The organism is Nocardia sp. NPDC059236, assembly GCF_042754085.1.
Taxonomy (GTDB): domain Bacteria; phylum Actinomycetota; class Actinomycetes; order Mycobacteriales; family Mycobacteriaceae; genus Nocardia.
Genome location: NZ_JBHZAF010000003.1, coordinates 116,119 through 132,445 on the forward strand (window position 1 = coordinate 116,119; position 16,327 = coordinate 132,445).

Here is a 16,327-nt window from a genome sequence, read left to right on the forward strand (position 1 = left end):
GACTTCAGCGGACGGCTGAGGAGCCGTAAAACGCCATGCATCCGTGCTGCGGTCAGGTGCCTAACCGATTTTGGACGTACCCGGCGAGTTACCCCGACCGTTACGAAATCAGTTGTCGCCTTGGCATACGCAAGAACCACGGCGAGCGTGACGGTTTGGCCGTACCTGTGTGACCCTGGCTCAGGCGTTGTCGGCTAGTTCGAGCCAGCGCTCTTCTGTGGCTTCCTTTTCCGCTTGTACCTGCTTGAGTTCCGCGCCGAGCGTGACCAGCTTGTCCGGCTCGGTGGCCGCCTCGGCCAGGGCTGCGTGCAGCTTGTCCTCGCGGTCGGTGAGTTTTTCCAGGGCGCGTTCCAGCTTGGCCAGCTCCTTGCGGGCCGCGCGGTAGGTGGCCGAATCCGTCGCCGGGGCGGCGGAATTCGCGCCGGCGGGGGCCGCGGCCTTGACCGGAGCGGCCGTCTTGGCCGCGGTGAGGCCGGCGCGCTTGCGCAGGTACTCCTCGATGCCGCCGGGCAGGTTGGTGAGCTTGCCGTCGCCGAACAGCGCCCAGGTGGAGTCGCAGATGCGCTCGATCAGGTAGCGGTCGTGGGAGATCACCACCAGGGTGCCCGCCCAGCCGTCGAGCATGTCCTCGAGCTGCTGGAGGGTGTCGATGTCGAGGTCGTTGGTGGGCTCGTCGAGCAGCAGCACATTGGGCTCGGCCATGAGGATGCGGGTCAGCTGCAGGCGGCGGCGTTCGCCACCGGACAGGTCGCCGACCGGGGTGCGCTGCTTGGCCGGGGTGAAGCCGAGCCGCTCGGCCAGCTGGCCGGCGCTGACCTCCTTGTCGCCCAGCATCATGCGCTGTGCCACGTCCTGGACCGCCTCCAGCACCCGCATGTTCAGCGGCAGGTCGTCGAGTTCCTGACGCAGCCAGCCGATCTTGACGGTCTGGCCCTGGATCCGCTTGCCGGACTTCGGGTCCGCGTCACCGGCGAGCGCGCGCAGCAGTGTGGTCTTGCCCGACCCGTTCACGCCGACCAGGCCGACGCGCTCGCCCGGGGCGAGCCGCCAGGTCAGGTCGGTCACCAGTTCCCGGCCGTCCGGGGTGGCGAGGGTGGCGTCCTCGAGCTCGATCACCACGCGGCCCAGGCGCTTTCGCGCGAAGGAGGCCAGCTCGACGGTGTCGCGCGGCGGCGGCACATTCGCGATCAGGGCCTCGGCGGCCTCGATGCGGTAGCGCGGCTTGGAGGTCCGGGCGGGCGCGCCGCGGCGCAGCCACGCGAGTTCCTTGCGGGCCAGGTTCTGGCGGCGGGCCTCGCTGGCGTCGGCCTGGCGGACGCGTTCGGCACGGGCGAAGATCCAGTCGTTGTAGCCGCCCTCGTAGGTCTCGACCCGGCCGCCCTGCACCTCCCAGGTGCGGGTGGCGACGGTGTCGAGGAACCAGCGGTCGTGGGTGACGACCACCAGCGCGCTGCGGCGGTTCAGCAGGTGCTCGGCGAGCCACTGCACGCCCTCGACGTCGAGGTGGTTGGTGGGCTCGTCGAGGACCAGCAGGTCGAGGTCGCGGACCAGGGCGGCGGCCAGGGCGGTGCGGCGGCGCTCGCCGCCGGAGAGGTTGGCCACGGGGGTGTCCATGCCGAGGTCGGCGATACCGATGCCCTCGACCACGGACCGGATGCGCGGATTGGACGCCCATTCGTGTTCGGCGACACCGTCCGTGCGCTGGTCCTCGGCCAGGCCCGCGAGCACGACCTCGCCGACGGTCGCGCCCTCGGGCAGCACGCCGCGCTGGGTGACGACGGCCATGCGCAGATCACCGCGACGGCTGACGCGCCCCGAGTCGGGCTCCTCGATTCCGGTCAGCACTTCCAGCAGCGTGGTCTTGCCACCGCCGTTGAGACCGACGACACCGATCCGGTCCCCCTCCTGAACCCCGAGGGAGATGTTGTCGAGCAGCGGCTTGATACCGAAGCTCTTGGAGACCGCTTCCAGATTGATCAGGTTGGCCATGAACAATTCCGCCTCTCCGCGCCTTTCGCCGAACCGAAAGAGCCTACTCACCTCACGTTGCGGACCGGCGGTCGCGTACGGGGAGACTTAGCCCGTACCCGACGAGTTACCCGGAACCTTACGAAATCAGTTGTCGCCTGCGATGCGGCGGGCGCCCGGGACCGGGCCGTGGGCGGTGCGGACGCTGCGGCTGACTCCGGCGCCCGCGAGTTCGGCGGCGACGGTGACCGCGGCCTCCTCGCTCTCGCACAGGAAGGCGCAGGTCGGGCCGGAGCCGGAGACGATGCCCGCGAGGGCTCCGGCGGTGACGCCCGCGCGGAGGGTGCGGCGCAGTTCGGGTTTCAGCGAGAGCGCCGCGGCCTGGAGGTCGTTGCCGAGCAGCGGGGCGAGCTGTTTGGCCTCGCCGGAGGCCAGCGCCTGCAACAGTTCCTCCGGGCTCCCGAGTCGCGGTGGGTCGCCGACTTCGCGCAGGCGGTCGAGTTCGCGGAAGACGGCCGGGGTGGACAGGCCGTCCTTGGCCAGGGCCAGCACCCAGTGAAAGGTGTTGCGGGACAACACCGGCAGCAGTTCCTCGCCGCGGCCGCGGCCGAGGGCGGTGCCGCCGTGCAGGGAGAAGGGGACGTCGCTGCCGAGTTCGGCTGCGATATCGGACAATTCGGTGCGCCCGAGGCCGAGTTCCCACAGGTCGTTCAGGCCGACCAGGGCGGCGGCGGCGTCGGCGCTACCGCCGGCCATGCCGCCCGCCACCGGAATGCCCTTGGTGATGGCGAATTCCACCAGCGGAGCGCGTCCGGCCATATCGGCCAGCTTGACGGCGGCCTGCCAGACCAGATTGCCGCGATCGGTGGGAACCTCGTCGGCTCCCTCGCCGACAACCTTTACGCGTAGCGCCGAGGACGGCGAGATCTGCACGTCGTCGCTGAGCGATAACGCCTGGAACACCGTGGTGAGGTCGTGGTAGCCGTCCTCGCGCAGGTCGCCCACCCCGAGGTGCAGGTTCACCTTCGCGGGCGCGCGCACAACGAGGGGGCTGGGCACAACTGAGAGCACGCGCACAGCCTAGTCGACAGATTTCCCGTTCGAGTACTTGCGTCAGGTACCCATGGGGGGTATGTTTCTGGGTGTCGGGGATACCCCCTCACCGTATGAACAGCGAGCGAAGGAGACCACCATGGCCACCAGCACCTACACCGTCACCGGCATGACCTGCGGCCACTGCGTCGGTTCGGTGCAGAAGGAGATCGGCAAGATCGACGGTGTCACCAGCGTGGATGTGGATCTCGCGACCGGCCTGGTCAAGGTTGAGTCCGCCGCCCCGGTCACCGACGCCGATGTGGTCGCCGCCGTCGATGAAGCGGGTTACGAGGTGGCGGTGTGAACGATCGGCTGAAGTTCGCCGCCTTCGGCGGCGGACTGGTCGTCTTGTTCGGAGCCGCGCTCGGCATCGGCGCCCTGGTGGGCGACCGGTCCGGCGCGGCCCCGGCCGAGGCCGCCCCCGACCACAGTCGGCACGAAGCCGCCGCGGCGACGGGCCTGCAGGACAGCCTCTCCGGCTACACCCTCAGCGATATCAGCGCTCCCGCCGCCCCCGATCAGCAAGGCGCACTGCAATTCCGGATCACCGGACCGCAGGGCGCCGTCACCCGCTACAACGACCTCCACGAGAAGGACCTGCACCTGATCGTGGTCCGCTCGGACGCGAGCCAGTTCCGGCACGTGCATCCGACCCGGGCCGCCGACGGCACCTGGTCCATCGACTGGAAGTGGGCCGAACCCGGCAGCTACCGCGTGTTCGCCGACTTCTCCCCCGCCGGCGGGCCCGGCGAACTGGTGCTCAGCCGCACCATCGCGGTCGCGGGGAACGTGACTGGCAAGCCACTGCCACCGGTCGCGAAGACCGCCGAGGTGGACGGCTACCGCGTCACCCTCGACGGCGACCTGACCACCGCGGGCAGCGAAGTCACCTTCACCGTCACCCGCGACGGCAAGCCGGTGACCGATCTGCAGCCCTACCTGGGCGCGTACGCTCACCTGGTGGCGCTGCGGGCCACGGACCTGGCCTACCTGCACGTCCACCCCGAGGGCGAGGTCGGCAGGACCGCACCCGGCCCCGATGTCGTCTTCCACGCGCAAGCGCCGAGTGACGGCAACTACCGCCTGTACCTGGACTTCCAGCACGGCGGCGCGGTGCACACCGCGGAATTCACCGACGAAGCATCCACTGCCGCATCCGATTCGGATGCGCCCGCCCACCACGGAGGAGGTCACTCATGAGCGCCCCGGCGCCCGAGCGTTCGATCGAACTCGATATCGGTGGGATGACCTGCGCCTCCTGCGCGGCCCGGATCGAGAAGAAGCTCAACCGCATGGACGGCGTCACCGCGTCCGTGAACTACGCGACCGAGAAGGCTAAGGTCAGCTTCCCGGAGTCGGTGACGACCGATGACCTGATCGCCAAGGTCGTCGACACCGGCTACACCGCCGCCGTGCACCACACCGAACCGGTGAAAACCGAGGCGGCCGAATCCGATTCGGCCCCGTCGGCGGCGGCGGATCAGCTGCGGCACCGGCTGTTGGTGACGCTGGCGCTGGCCGTGCCCGTGGTCGCCATGGGCATGTTCCCGCTGCTGCAGTTCACCAACTGGCAGTGGCTGTCGCTGACCCTGACCGCGCCGATCGTGGTGTGGGGCGGGTCGCAGTTCCACCGGGCGGCGTGGGTGAACGCCAAGCACGGCGCGGCCACCATGGACACGCTGATCTCGCTGGGCACGCTGGCCGCCTTCGGCTGGTCGGTGTACGCGCTGTTCTGGGGCACGGCCGGCATGCCCGGCATGAAGCACCCGTTCAGCCTGGCCATCGAGCGCGGCGACTCGTCGTCGGCGCTGTACTTCGAGGTGGCGGCGACGCTGATCACCGCGATTCTGGCGGGCCGCTACTTCGAGACCCGGTCCAAGGAGAAGGCGGGATCCGCGCTGCGGGCGCTGCTGGAGCTGGGCGCGAAAGACGTGTCGGTGCTGCGGGCCGGCGTCGAAACCCGCATCCCCATCGGCGATCTGCGGGTCGGCGAGGAGTTCCTGGTCCGTCCCGGTGAGAAGGTCGCCACCGACGGTGCGGTGGTGAGCGGCAGTTCGGCGCTCGACATGAGCATGCTGACCGGCGAATCGGTGCCGGTCGAGGTGGGTCCCGGCGATCAGGTGGTGGGCGCGACCGTGAACGCGGGCGGCCTGCTGACCGTGCGCGCCACCCGGGTCGGCGCGGACACCCAGCTGGCGCAGATGGCCGCGCTGGTGGAGGAGGCGCAGAACGGCAAGGCTCCCGTGCAGCGGCTGGCCGATCAGGTGGCGGGCGTGTTCGTGCCGATCGTCATCGCGATCGCGGTGGCGGCGCTCGGCTTCTGGCTCGGCACCGGCGCGGCCGTGGCGACCGCCTTCGGCGCGGCCGTGGCGGTGCTGATCATCGCCTGCCCGTGCGCCCTCGGCTTGGCCACGCCCACGGCTCTGCTCGTGGGCACCGGACGCGGCGCGCAGCTGGGCATCCTGATCAAGGGCCCACAGGTGCTGGAGTCGACGCGACGCATCGACACCGTGGTGCTGGACAAGACCGGCACCGTCACCACCGGCAAGATGACGCTCGCCGAGGCGATTCCGGGCGCCGGCGTGGATGCCGACGAGCTGCTGTCGGTGGCCGCGGCCGTCGAGCACGGCTCCGAGCACCCGGTCGCCAGGGCCGTGGTCGCCGGTGCGGCCGAGCGCGGACTCGACACCGAGAAGGTGGAGCAGTTCGTCAGCCACGGCGGCAAGGGTGTGCAGGGTCTGGTCGGCGAGCGGGCAGTGGTCATCGGACGCGTCGAGCTGCTCGAGGACTGGTCCATCGCGCTGCCGCAGTCCTTGGCGGACGCCAAGATCCGGGCCGAGCGGGCGGGCAAGACGGCCATCGTGGTGGCCTGGGACGGGCAGGCGCGCGGCGTGCTGGTCATCGCCGATGCGGTGAAACCCACCAGTGCCCAGGCGATCTCGGAGATGAAGGCGCTCGGCCTCACCCCGGTGCTGCTGACCGGCGACAATGCGGCCACCGCCCGGACGGTCGCGGATCAGGTGGGCATCGAGCAGGTCATCGCCGAGGTGCTGCCCAGCGACAAGCTGGACGTGGTCAAGCAGCTGCAGGACGAGGGCAAGGTGGTCGCCATGGTCGGCGACGGCGTCAATGACGCGGCCGCCCTGGCCCAGGCCGATCTGGGCCTGGCCATGGGCACCGGGACCGACGTCGCCATCCAGGCCGCCGATCTCACCCTGGTGCGTGACGACCTGCGCGCGGTGCCGACCTCGATCAAGCTTTCGCGGGCGACGCTGCGGACGATCAAGGGAAATCTGTTCTGGGCCTTCGGTTACAACGTGGCCGCCATCCCGCTGGCTGCCGCCGGCCTGCTGAACCCGATGCTCGCCGGTGCCGCCATGGCGCTGTCCAGCGTGTTCGTGGTCAGCAACAGCCTGCGACTGCGCCGCTTTCGCGGATGAGCGACACCGATCGCTCGTCCCGCGATACCGGCAGAGCCGCCCCGATCACCGGATCCGGGCGGCCCTGCTGCATCGTGTTGAATGGCGGGTGACCACCGCCGTCCCCTCGCGAGGAGCCCCGTTGACCACCATCGCCGAATACCTGGCCGCCGCCCAGATCGAGGCCGCCCCGGTCGACCCCGCAGCTCCCGGCGCCCCCAAGGTCGCCGTCGGCATTCCCGAAGGCTGGCAGCAGGTTCCGCCGAGCATGTTCCCCGGCTCCTACGGCGTCTGGACCCAGACCCCCGTAAACGGCTGGGCCGACAACGCCGTAGTGCTGGTCGCCACCTTCACCCCGCCCGTCGATGCCCGCGAGCTGCTCACCCACGCCTTCGACGACGCCCGCCGGCTCCCCGGCTGGGAGGACCTCGAAACCGACACCACCGACTTCGAGGGCTGGCCGTCCGCCGGCATCACCGGCACCTACAACGTCGAGCAGCTCACCCTCTGGGCCTACAACCGCTACATCATCGTCGAGTCCGACAACGGCCAGTACCTGGTCCAGCTCACCATCACCACCCGCAGCGACAGCGACGGCGCCGGCCCCACCACCTTGCTCCAGGGCCTGTCCATCTCGGCCTGACCCGCCGCCTAGCGCGGCTCGAGCTTGCTCGAGCCGCGCCTGCCGCGCAGCCGTCGAACCGCCCGGAATGCCAACCGGCCCAGCCCGATCAGCACGATCAGCAGCACGATGAAGGCGACCACCGGGACTACCAGCGCCAGAATCGTGAGAGCCAGTGAGACTCCGTCCTCGGCGGTGGAAACCACTGGATTCCCCACGCCCGCAGTCGTTCCCGTGACCAACGGTCGCGCCACCGTCCGACCGGCATGCACGCTGCCCGCGGTGACGGCGCCCAGGACCGCGGCGACCGCGGGCGGCAGATGCGAGGACAGACTGGCCTCGGCCGTGAACAGGATCGCCCCCGACACCGGAGCCACGAGCGTCCCGATGCCGTGCAGCACCGAATCCAAGGCCGGGATCTTGTCCCCCACGAGATCGAGCACCAACAGCACCGCGATACCGATCAACGCGGGAGTCGACGACAACCACCCGTACGAGCTCCCCAGATCGATCCACCCGACCCGATCCGCGACCCCCACCACCAGCAGCGGCAGCCAAGCATTCAATCCCGCCGCCCCCGAGAGCCCGAAGGCCCCGAGAACCGCCCCTACAGCCGACGTGATCTCCATGCCCCCAGTGTGAGCGCCGAAGCCCCGGACAGTCGGATGCCGCGGTCGACGAGTAGCGTGGGGTGGCGGTTTGCCGACCAGTTGCCTTATCCCCGCGGTATGCGTGAGGAAGGACGAGAGTCATGAAGCGAGGCGCACTGAAGATCGCGGCAGTACCGATCCTCCCGATGTTGGCATTCTTGGTACCGGCCGGTCCAGCAACTGCGGACCCCATGAATTTCGATTCGGCTCAGGTCACCGGCTCCACGCCGGGGTGCTCGGGCACGACCGATGCCCAGCTGTCGGCCAATCAGGGTCAAACGGGCGATAACTTCGTCGACAGCTGGGCCACGGTGACGGTGAACTTCACCCCCGACACCAATACCCTCGACTCGTTGCTGGCAGCGCCCGGAAGCTGCGAAATCTCCACCACTGTCACCATGCAGAACCTGGACAACGGCACGAGCAGGACCGAGACGAAAACCACCGAGTACGACAGCCATTACGGCTGGCACGCCGCCTTCTTCACCCTCGAAGGCTCGGGCCAGGTTTCCGCCCAGGTGAGCACGAACCCCAGCCCATCCCAGCTGACCATCGACGTCCCCGCAGCGATCTGATCACGACCCAGCACACCCGGACAGACCGGGTGCCATAACGGCGCACTGCCGGCAAACCGCGAAGCATCCCGCACGTCGATCTTCCGCGTGACCGCGTCGACCCCTCCGGCCGGCGCGGTCACACCTGGACATGTGACGGAAATGCGCTCGACCGCGCCGACGGACGAGGGTGTCCATGCCCGCTCCGGTGACCTGGTCCCCTACTGATCACCCGAGTCTTCGGCGCAATCCTGCTGGGCGAGGCGGACGTAGGCGGAGGTGTCGAGGGTTTCACCGCGGGCGGTGGGCGCGATTCCGGCTGCGGTGAGGCGCTTTTCGGCTTCGGCGGCGGAACCGGCCCAGCCGGCGAGGGCGGCGCGGAGGGTCTTGCGGCGCTGGGCGAAGGCGGCGTCGATGACGGCGTAGACGCGCCGCCGGAAGGATTCGTCCTGGGGCCAGGGGGATTCGGGGAAGCGGTCGATGCGCACCAGTCCCGATTCGACCTGGGGTACGGGCCAGAAGATCTGGCGGCCAACGGTTCCGGCGCGGCGGACCGTCCCGAAGAAGCCCGCCTTGACGCTGGGCACGCCGTAGATGCGGCCACCGGGGGTGGCGGCGAGGCGGTCGGCCACTTCCAGCTGCACCATGACGAGAGTGGTTCGGATGCTGGGGAATTCGGCCAGCAGGTGCAGCAGCACCGGCACGGCCACGTTGTAGGGGAGGTTGGCCACCAGCGCGGTCGGCGCGGCGGGCAGGTCGGCGTGGGTGACCTTCATGGCGTCCATGGGGACGACGGTCAGCCGATCGGCGAGCTCGGGGGCGCGGGCGGCGGCGGTCTGCGGCAGGTGGGCCGCGAGGGTCGGGTCGATCTCGACGGCGATGACCCGGTCGACCACGTCGAGCAGCGCCAGGGTCAGCGAGCCAAGGCCGGGACCGACCTCGAGCACGGTGTCGTCGCGGTGGACGCCCGCGGTGGCGACGATGCGGCGCATGGTGTTGGCGTCGTGGACGAAATTCTGCCCGAGCTGCTTGGTCGGGCGGACGCCGAAACGCTCGGCCAGCTCACGCACTTCGGCGGGCCCCAGCAGGGCGGCTTTTCCACGACCGGCGACTTCGGGTTCGGACATTCTGGAAAACCTATCAAGCTGGGTGAATCACCCGGCACCCGGTCACACCGCGAGCGCGATGGCGCGCGGAGTCTAACACTGAAGTTAGCTATGCATTTGCCAGCTCACTCGTGCGGGCGTGGCGGCCGCGCGCGCCGGACCAAATCCGCCATGTCGCACGGTCTTTCACCAGGTATCCGAGTAGCGTCGCCCCTTGGGAACACAACCGTGAAGGAGAGTGCATGCCCGCTCGGCGGATTCGACGGCTCGTCCTGGGCGCGACGCTGCTGACCGCGGCGGTCACGCTGCCCGCGGGACCGGCGAATGCGGACACGGCCCCGGGACTGGACCGCTTCTCCCACCAGACACTGGAGTGGAAGCCGTGCGACAACGCAGCCCTCGACGCCGCCGGCGCGCGGTGCGCGGGCGTCCTGGTACCGCTCGACTACAACAACCCGGACGGTCGCACGCTCACCGTCGCGATCTCCCGCATCCCCGCCACCGACCCGGCGCGCCGCCGCGGCATCCTGGTCACCAATCCGGGCGGTCCGGGCGGCGCCGGCCTGGCGATGACGGTCAACACCCAGAAGGCCATGACCGCGGACGTCCGCGCGCAGTACGACCTGATCGGCATGGACCCGCGCGGCGTCGGCCGCTCCGACGCCGTCAATTGCACGATTCCGGTGCCCACCATGCTCTTCTCCGCGGGATTCGACGTGTTCGGCTATGCCCGCGACACCGCCGTGGCCGCGGCGCTGGCCACCGCGTGCGTGGGCACCGACCCGGAGAAGGCCCGCAAGATCACGACACGCAACACCGCGCGCGACATGGACCTCATCCGAAGCCTGCTCGGCGAGAAGAAGCTCAACTACTTCGGCGCGTCCTACGGCACCTACCTGGGCGCGGTCTACACCCAGATGTTCGGCGACCACGCCGACCGCATGGTCTTCGACAGTGCCGTCGACCCGGACCGCTACTACGTCGGGCTCTACCAGGACATGGGCGCGATCAACGAGTACGCCCTCGACGACTGGGCGAAATGGGCGGCCCGCCACGACGATCAGTACCACTTCGGCAGCACCCCGGAGGCGGTGCGCGCCTGGGTCGAGGACCTCATCCGGCGGTCCGCGGGTCACGAGATCTACGGCAGCGGCTACCTGGTCGACGAGCACACCATTCCCATGATGCTGCTGGCGCTGCTGCCGAACCCGCAGCTGAACCCCAACCTCGCCGAAGTGCTCACCATGGTGGCGTCGGGCGTGGCGGGCGGCCCCATCGACATGGACGCGCTGAAGGCCAAGATCGTCTCCGTGGTGCCGCTCGACGCCGCCGGCATGGCCGCCATCATGTGCGGTGACAAGGCCGCGCCGCGCGATCCCGCCTGGTACTACGGCAATGTCGAGGCCGCGCGGCCGACGCAGCCGGTGTTCGGGGCATTCGCCAACAACATCACCGCCTGCGCCTTCTGGCCGGATCCGGTGGAACCGCCCACCGAGATCCACAATGCGACCCCGGTGCTGATCGTGGCCAATGTCCACGACACCCGCACCGCATACTCGGAAGGGCTTGCGCTGCACGCGGATATGACCGGATCACGCCTGGTGACGCTGGCGGACACCAGGATTCACGGCGCGTTCCGGCCGGACCTGAGCCCGTGCCTGAACAACATCGTGAACACCTACTTCGCCACCGGTGTCCGCCCGGACCAGGACGTCACCTGCGAACCGGATTTCAGCTGGTTCCCGCAGTAGGTCGTTGGGATCACGCGACCATCGTCACGGCACGGTGGGTGTGGCCAGGATCCGATCGCTGAACGCGCCGATGGCATTCCACATCTGCGGGTTCAACTGGGTGTGGGTGCCGGTGCCGATCACCGTCTGGAAGTCCGCGCCGGCGGTGGCGAGCTGCGCGGCCAGCGCCGCGTGCAGCGGGGACGGCACGGTGGTGTCATTGGTGTTGAGCAGCAGCAGGATCGGCGCGTTGTAGCCGTTGACCGGCACTGCCATGTACTCGCTCATGGCGGCCTGGAATTCCGGGGTGTCGAGCGGCCGCGACAGCATGTCGCCGATGCCCATGCCGTCGACCACCTTCATGATGTCCGCGAAGCACAGGCTCTCCGAGGCGTCCACGGCCTGCTTGCCGCGCGGGGTCAGGTAGCTGTCGACATCGACCTCGGGGTGGGTGGCACGCAGCCCGGCCAGCATGCTGACCACGAAACCGTTGACCGCGGTCCCGGCCTGACCGGGGATCTCCGGCGCCCAGGGGCCGACGAACGGGGCGATCTTCTCCAGATCCGATTCCGGGTCGACCGCGATGGTGCCGCGGAAGTCGAGGTCGGGGGTCTGCGACACCTGCAGGTGCGCGGTGCCCAGCGCCGCCTGACCGCCCTGCGAGAAGCCGGTCACCGCCCAGGTGCGCGAGAGCTCCGGATTCGTGGCGCGGGCCGCCTTGACCAGGTCGATGGTGGCACCGGCCTCGGTGCTGATCTCCAGGTACGGGTGCGGGCCGGTGTCGAAGCGGCCCAGGCCCAGGTAGTCCGGCGCGACCACGGCGAAGCCCTTGTTCACGAAGTACTGCAGCACCTGGTCTTCCTTGGCCCGGCTCACCTTCGAGGTGTCGGTCTGCCCGCCGCAGCCCGGGCCCATGCCGGAGGTCCCGTGGTCGTAGGCCATGATCGGCCAGCCGCCCGCGGGCGCGGGACCGGACGGAACGAACAGCGCGCCACTGGCTTTCACCGGTTCGCCATTGGAGCGGGTGGTCCAGTAGTCGATGATGGTGCCGTTCGGCAGGCCGCGGAAGCCGTCCGGTAGCGCGGTGGTGGCGAAGGCGGTGCCGGCCGTTTCGGCGTGGGCCGCGGTTGCCGGCAGGACCAGCAACGTGCCCGCCGATGCTATGGCCGCGGTGAAAATCCGTGTACGCCAACCAACCGACCGCATGAATCCTCCATCAGTCCCGACCCGATGACCATTCCTGTTCGGGGCCCGAGTTTATCGATTTGAACGGAGGACCAGTATGAGAAGACTCTGGCAACCAGCTACGCCCGGTTGGGCGCCGGCCCATTGACGCGCCTTGAAACTTGTTCTAATTTCTCGCCATGTCGCGCAGATACGAAGGCCGCCGAGTACTTGTCACCGGAGCGGGATCGGGCATCGGACAGGGCGTGGCCCTGCGACTGCTCGAAGAGGGAGCCCACCTGGTCGCCGCCGATGTGAACGAGGCCGGACTGGCCGCCACCGTCGACGCCGTCCCCGCCGATCAGCGCGAGCGCCTGCGCACCCTCACCCTCGACATCTCCGACCCGGTGGCGGTCCGCGCCGTCACCGCCGAGGCCCTCGAATTCCTCGGCGGCCTCGACGTTCTGGTGAACGCCGCGGGCATCCTGCGCGCCGCGCACACCCACGACATGCCCCTCGAGGACTGGAACAGGGTCATCTCGGTCAACCTGACCGGCACCTTCCTCATGATCCAGGCCGCGCTACCCGCGCTCATCGAATCCGGGCACGGCGTGATCGTGAACTTCTCCTCCACCTCGGCCTTCGGGTCCAATCCCTATATGGCCGCGTACTCCGCGTCGAAGGCGGGCGTCAACGCGCTCACCCACTCCATCGCGCTGGAATACGTGAAAAAGGGCCTGCGCGCGGTCAATATCGTGCCCGGCGGCATCAGCACCGGCATCACCTCCGGCCTGGAACTGCCCGCCGACGCCGACTGGACGCTAATGGCGCGGCTGCCCGGGTGGATCGAGGGCGGTGCGCTCGGCAAGCCCGAGGACATCGCGGGTGTCGTCGCCATGGCCGCCTCCGATGACGGCCGCTACATGACCGGCACCGAGCTCCGCGTCGACGGTGGCGCACTGATGTAGCGACACCACCCATTTCCATTCGCGACCGGTTGGTACGGAGTTAGGCTGACAAACGCTTCAGCAGCTTCATAACCACGTTCCAGCGGACCCGGACGGAGAGTTATGGGATACCGGCGGAGTTTCGGCGTGCTCATCGCAGCCGTGGCGTTGACGGTCGCGGCAGGATGCGGGTCGTCGAACGATACGGGGTCCAAGGAGCCCGGATACGCCGCGACGTTGCGGCCCATCATCACCGAACTGATGAAGGACAACGCCATTCCGGGAGCGGTGGTGGTGGTCAAGTCGCCCCAGGACGGCGACTGGACCGCCACCTTCGGGACCGGGACCATCGGCAAGGACGATCCGATGACGGTGGACGACCACTTCCGGATCGGCAGCAATACCAAGACCATGACGGTGACGGTCCTCATGCAGCTCGCCCAGGAGGGCTGGGTCTCCCTCGACGATCCGATCGGCAAGTACTGGCCGGGCGTGCCGAACGGGGACCGCATCACCCTCGCCCAGCTCGCCGAAATGCGCAGCGGCCTCTACAACTACACCTTCGACTACGACTTCAGCGCCGCGATCGACAAGGATCCGCAGAAGGTGTGGACCCCGGAGGAATTACTGGCCATCGCGTTCGCGCACCCGGTCGATTTCCAGCCGGGCGAGAAGTTCGAGTACTGCAACACCAACACCATCCTGCTGGGGCTGGTCATCGAGAAGGTCACGAATATGCCTGTGGCCGACAACTTCCGGCAGCGCATCTTCGAACCGCTCGGGTTGAAGCACACGTCGTTCCCCGCGCCGCCGAACTCCTCGATGCCGGATCCGCATCCGCAGGGCTACGCCTTCGGCACCATGGTCTCCACCATCGACACCTTCGCACTGCCGCCGGATCAGCAGGCCGCGGCGCTGGCGGGCACGCTGAAACCGGGCAACCAGACGACCTCGAGCCCGTCGTGGACCTGGACCGCGGGTGCGGCGATCTCGACGGTCGACGATATGACCACGTATACGAAGGCGCTCGTCGACGGCAAACTGCTCGACGCCAAGTTCCAGAAGATGCGGATGGACAGTATCCAGCCGATCGATCCGGCGAATCCGGCCATGGCCGGGTACGGCCTGGGCCTCGTGCGATTCGGTGAGCATCAGTTCGGGCACGACGGCCAGATCCCGGGCTACATGACCTACATGGCGTCGGACCCGGACTCCGGCCTCACCATCGTGGTCGCCACCAACCTGGCGGCCGTCCCCTCCGGCGAGGGGTCGGCGCTGGTACTGGTGAAGGGCATGCTGCCCACCTTCTACGGCGCCGGCGCGGTGCCCGGACACGATCCGGCACAACGTAATTCGGCCACGAACAACCCCGCGGCGTCCGTATCACCGACAGGTTCGACCCCATGGACGACACCGCGGTAATCGTCGCCGGCGCCGGACCTGTCGGCCTGACCGCGGCGATCGAACTGCGCCGCCGCGGCGTGCCGTGCCGGATCGTCGACCCGCTGCTGAAACCGCCGCAGTACGCGAAAGCCGTTGGCATCCAACCGCGTGCGCTGGAAGTGTTCGAGCAGATGGGGGTGCTGCGCCGGATCCTGGACGCGGCGATCCAACTGCACGGGCAGCTGGCCTTCGTCAATGGCGAGCCGGGCCCGCGCATCGAGCTGACGCTGCCGCCGGACGTGCCGTTCGGATTCGTCGGCCTGCCGCAGTACGAGACCGAGCGAATTCTGCGGGACCGGCTCGCCGCGCTGGGCGGCGCCGTCGAACGCGGTACGCGGGTCGCGGCTTTCGAGCAGGACGCCGACGGGGTCACCGTGACACTCGCGAGCGAAACGGGTGAGAAGACCACGCGGGCAAGCTATCTCGTCGGCTGCGACGGCGCGCACAGCACGATCCGCAAGGCGCTGGGTCTCTCCTTCGAGGGCGCGGCCTTCACCGAGCACTACATGCTCGGGGACGTGGAACTGAGCTGGTCGATGCCGCGCGGCTACAACATCCGCGCGAGCCACCAGACCGACGGCGTCACCGATGATCTGCTGGTCTGTATCCCGCTCCCCGGCCGGCACCGGTACCGGATCTCCATGCTCCTCCCCGACGGCCGGACACATGACCAGGAGACCGGCGACGACGGCGTCGAGCACGGCTTCACCACCGGGTGGACGCCCGATCTACCCGATCTGCAAGAGGTCGTCGACCGCCTCTCCCCCGAGCCGGCGCAGGTGTCGAACCTGCGCTGGTCCTCGGTCTTCCGGATCAGCCACCGTATTGTCGATTCCTACAGCCGCGGAAGGGTTTTCGTGGCGGGCGACGCCGCCCATATCCACCCGCCCACCGGCGCCCAGGGCATGAACACCGGCATCCAGGACGCCCACAATCTGGCCTGGAAACTGGCCCTGACGCTCACCGGCGATGCCTCCCCCACCCTGCTCGACTCCTACGACACCGAACGCCGCCCGGTGGGCGAGGAGGTCGTCGGCCGCACGGTCCGCAGCGCCCGCGAGGGCATCGGGGCGGACTCCACCGACCCCGGCTACGTCCTGCGCCGGGAGGCCCAGCTGCTCATCGACTACGCCGGCAGCCCGATCGTCGCGCCGTCCCCGCCCGGCGAGCCCGCCCCGCCGGCGGGCGCTCGCGCCCCCGACGCCCGCGGCCTGACCCGCGACGCCGTCGCCTTCGACTTCCGGCTGCTGCCCCTCATCGACGGCACCGCTCACACCCTGCTGCTCTACGCGGACGACACCACCACCGATCACGACCTGCGCGACCTGGAGCAGCTGGCCGTGACCGCGACCGCCACGGCCCACGGCCACCTGGACGCCTACCTGATCGCCGCGCCCCGGGCCGGCGCGGCCGCGACCAGCCTCCCGCTGATCCGCGACACCGCAGGCGAATTCGCCCGGGCCTACCGCGCGGGCCACGGATCGGCCTTCGTCATCCGTCCCGACGGCTATCTGGGCTTCGCCCGCCGCACGGCCACCACCCCCGACCTCGTCGACTACCTCGAATCCACTTTCCGGTGACCCTGCGCGTTCGCGTCGAGCGCGGATCGCCCGGGCAGCCGATACTTCC

At 69.2% G+C, this 16,327-nt stretch carries 14 protein-coding genes; 9 read left to right on the forward strand and 5 right to left on the reverse strand.

Annotated features, from left to right (window positions below; all coding sequences use genetic code 11):
- Positions 1-180 precede the first annotated feature (180 nt).
- Together ACFXIV_RS09730 and ACFXIV_RS09735 are read right to left on the reverse strand one after the other, a co-directional pair.
- Positions 181-1,989, reverse strand: a complete 1,809-nt coding sequence (locus tag ACFXIV_RS09730; RefSeq protein WP_379397535.1) for an ABC-F family ATP-binding cassette domain-containing protein — start codon at positions 1,987-1,989, stop codon at positions 181-183.
- Positions 1,990-2,115: 126 nt separating this feature from the next.
- Positions 2,116-3,039, reverse strand: coding sequence for a 4-(cytidine 5'-diphospho)-2-C-methyl-D-erythritol kinase (locus tag ACFXIV_RS09735; RefSeq protein ID WP_379397533.1), 924 nt, complete (start codon positions 3,037-3,039; stop codon positions 2,116-2,118).
- A 121-nt stretch (positions 3,040-3,160) separates the two neighbouring features.
- Here ACFXIV_RS09735 and ACFXIV_RS09740 point away from each other — a divergent pair, with 121 nt between their 5' ends.
- The 4 genes from ACFXIV_RS09740 (at position 3,161) to ACFXIV_RS09755 (ending at position 7,125) form a co-directional block, all read left to right on the forward strand.
- A complete protein-coding gene (locus ACFXIV_RS09740) occupies positions 3,161-3,367 on the forward strand; it encodes a heavy-metal-associated domain-containing protein (RefSeq protein ID WP_379397531.1) in 207 nt (68 codons plus the stop codon).
- Entirely contained in the window at positions 3,364-4,263 is a 900-nt protein-coding gene (locus ACFXIV_RS09745) for a hypothetical protein (RefSeq protein ID WP_379397529.1), read from the forward strand. Before ACFXIV_RS09740 ends, ACFXIV_RS09745 begins: the two co-directional genes overlap by 4 nt.
- Complete coding sequence (locus tag ACFXIV_RS09750; RefSeq protein WP_379397527.1) at positions 4,260-6,503, forward strand: heavy metal translocating P-type ATPase; 2,244 nt, start codon at positions 4,260-4,262, stop codon at positions 6,501-6,503. The genes ACFXIV_RS09745 and ACFXIV_RS09750 overlap by 4 nt, the downstream gene beginning before the upstream one ends.
- A 121-nt stretch (positions 6,504-6,624) precedes the next feature.
- Positions 6,625-7,125 (forward strand): LpqN/LpqT family lipoprotein, encoded by a 501-nt coding sequence (locus ACFXIV_RS09755; protein WP_379397525.1) that lies wholly within the window; start codon positions 6,625-6,627, stop codon positions 7,123-7,125.
- Positions 7,126-7,133: 8 nt separating this feature from the next.
- Here ACFXIV_RS09755 and ACFXIV_RS09760 read toward each other — a convergent pair whose 3' ends face one another.
- Positions 7,134-7,733 carry a DUF4126 domain-containing protein gene (locus ACFXIV_RS09760; RefSeq protein WP_379397523.1) on the reverse strand — a complete coding sequence of 200 codons (600 nt, stop codon included), beginning with the start codon at positions 7,731-7,733 and terminating at the stop codon, positions 7,134-7,136.
- Between the two features lie 212 nt (positions 7,734-7,945).
- Here ACFXIV_RS09760 and ACFXIV_RS09765 point away from each other — a divergent pair, with 212 nt between their 5' ends.
- Positions 7,946-8,329: a hypothetical protein gene (locus ACFXIV_RS09765; protein WP_379397521.1), complete on the forward strand. Its 384-nt coding sequence runs from the start codon at positions 7,946-7,948 to the stop codon at positions 8,327-8,329.
- Positions 8,330-8,529: 200 nt separating this feature from the next.
- Here the strand turns inward: ACFXIV_RS09765 and rsmA are convergent, their stop codons facing one another.
- Positions 8,530-9,435 carry a 16S rRNA (adenine(1518)-N(6)/adenine(1519)-N(6))-dimethyltransferase RsmA gene (gene rsmA, locus ACFXIV_RS09770; RefSeq protein ID WP_379397519.1) on the reverse strand — a complete coding sequence of 302 codons (906 nt, stop codon included), beginning with the start codon at positions 9,433-9,435 and terminating at the stop codon, positions 8,530-8,532.
- 221 nt (positions 9,436-9,656) lie between these two features.
- On the opposite strand from rsmA, the gene ACFXIV_RS09775 reads away from it, so the two are divergent.
- Positions 9,657-11,165, forward strand: a complete 1,509-nt coding sequence (locus ACFXIV_RS09775; protein WP_379397517.1) for an alpha/beta fold hydrolase — start codon at positions 9,657-9,659, stop codon at positions 11,163-11,165.
- Between the two features lie 24 nt (positions 11,166-11,189).
- On the opposite strand, the gene ACFXIV_RS09780 is transcribed toward ACFXIV_RS09775, so the two are convergent.
- Complete coding sequence (locus tag ACFXIV_RS09780) at positions 11,190-12,350, reverse strand: alpha/beta fold hydrolase (protein ID WP_379397515.1); 1,161 nt, start codon at positions 12,348-12,350, stop codon at positions 11,190-11,192.
- A 158-nt stretch (positions 12,351-12,508) separates the two neighbouring features.
- On the opposite strand from ACFXIV_RS09780, the gene ACFXIV_RS09785 reads away from it, so the two are divergent.
- The 3 genes from ACFXIV_RS09785 to ACFXIV_RS09795 all read left to right on the forward strand — a co-directional run bounded on the left by ACFXIV_RS09785 (position 12,509) and on the right by ACFXIV_RS09795 (position 16,278).
- Positions 12,509-13,276: an SDR family NAD(P)-dependent oxidoreductase gene (locus ACFXIV_RS09785; RefSeq protein WP_379397513.1), complete on the forward strand. Its 768-nt coding sequence runs from the start codon at positions 12,509-12,511 to the stop codon at positions 13,274-13,276.
- Positions 13,277-13,402: 126 nt separating this feature from the next.
- Positions 13,403-14,677 carry a serine hydrolase domain-containing protein gene (locus ACFXIV_RS09790; RefSeq protein ID WP_379397511.1) on the forward strand — a complete coding sequence of 425 codons (1,275 nt, stop codon included), beginning with the start codon at positions 13,403-13,405 and terminating at the stop codon, positions 14,675-14,677.
- A complete protein-coding gene (locus ACFXIV_RS09795; RefSeq protein WP_379397509.1) occupies positions 14,659-16,278 on the forward strand; it encodes an FAD-dependent monooxygenase in 1,620 nt (539 codons plus the stop codon). The genes ACFXIV_RS09790 and ACFXIV_RS09795 overlap by 19 nt, the downstream gene beginning before the upstream one ends.
- Positions 16,279-16,327 lie beyond the last annotated feature (49 nt).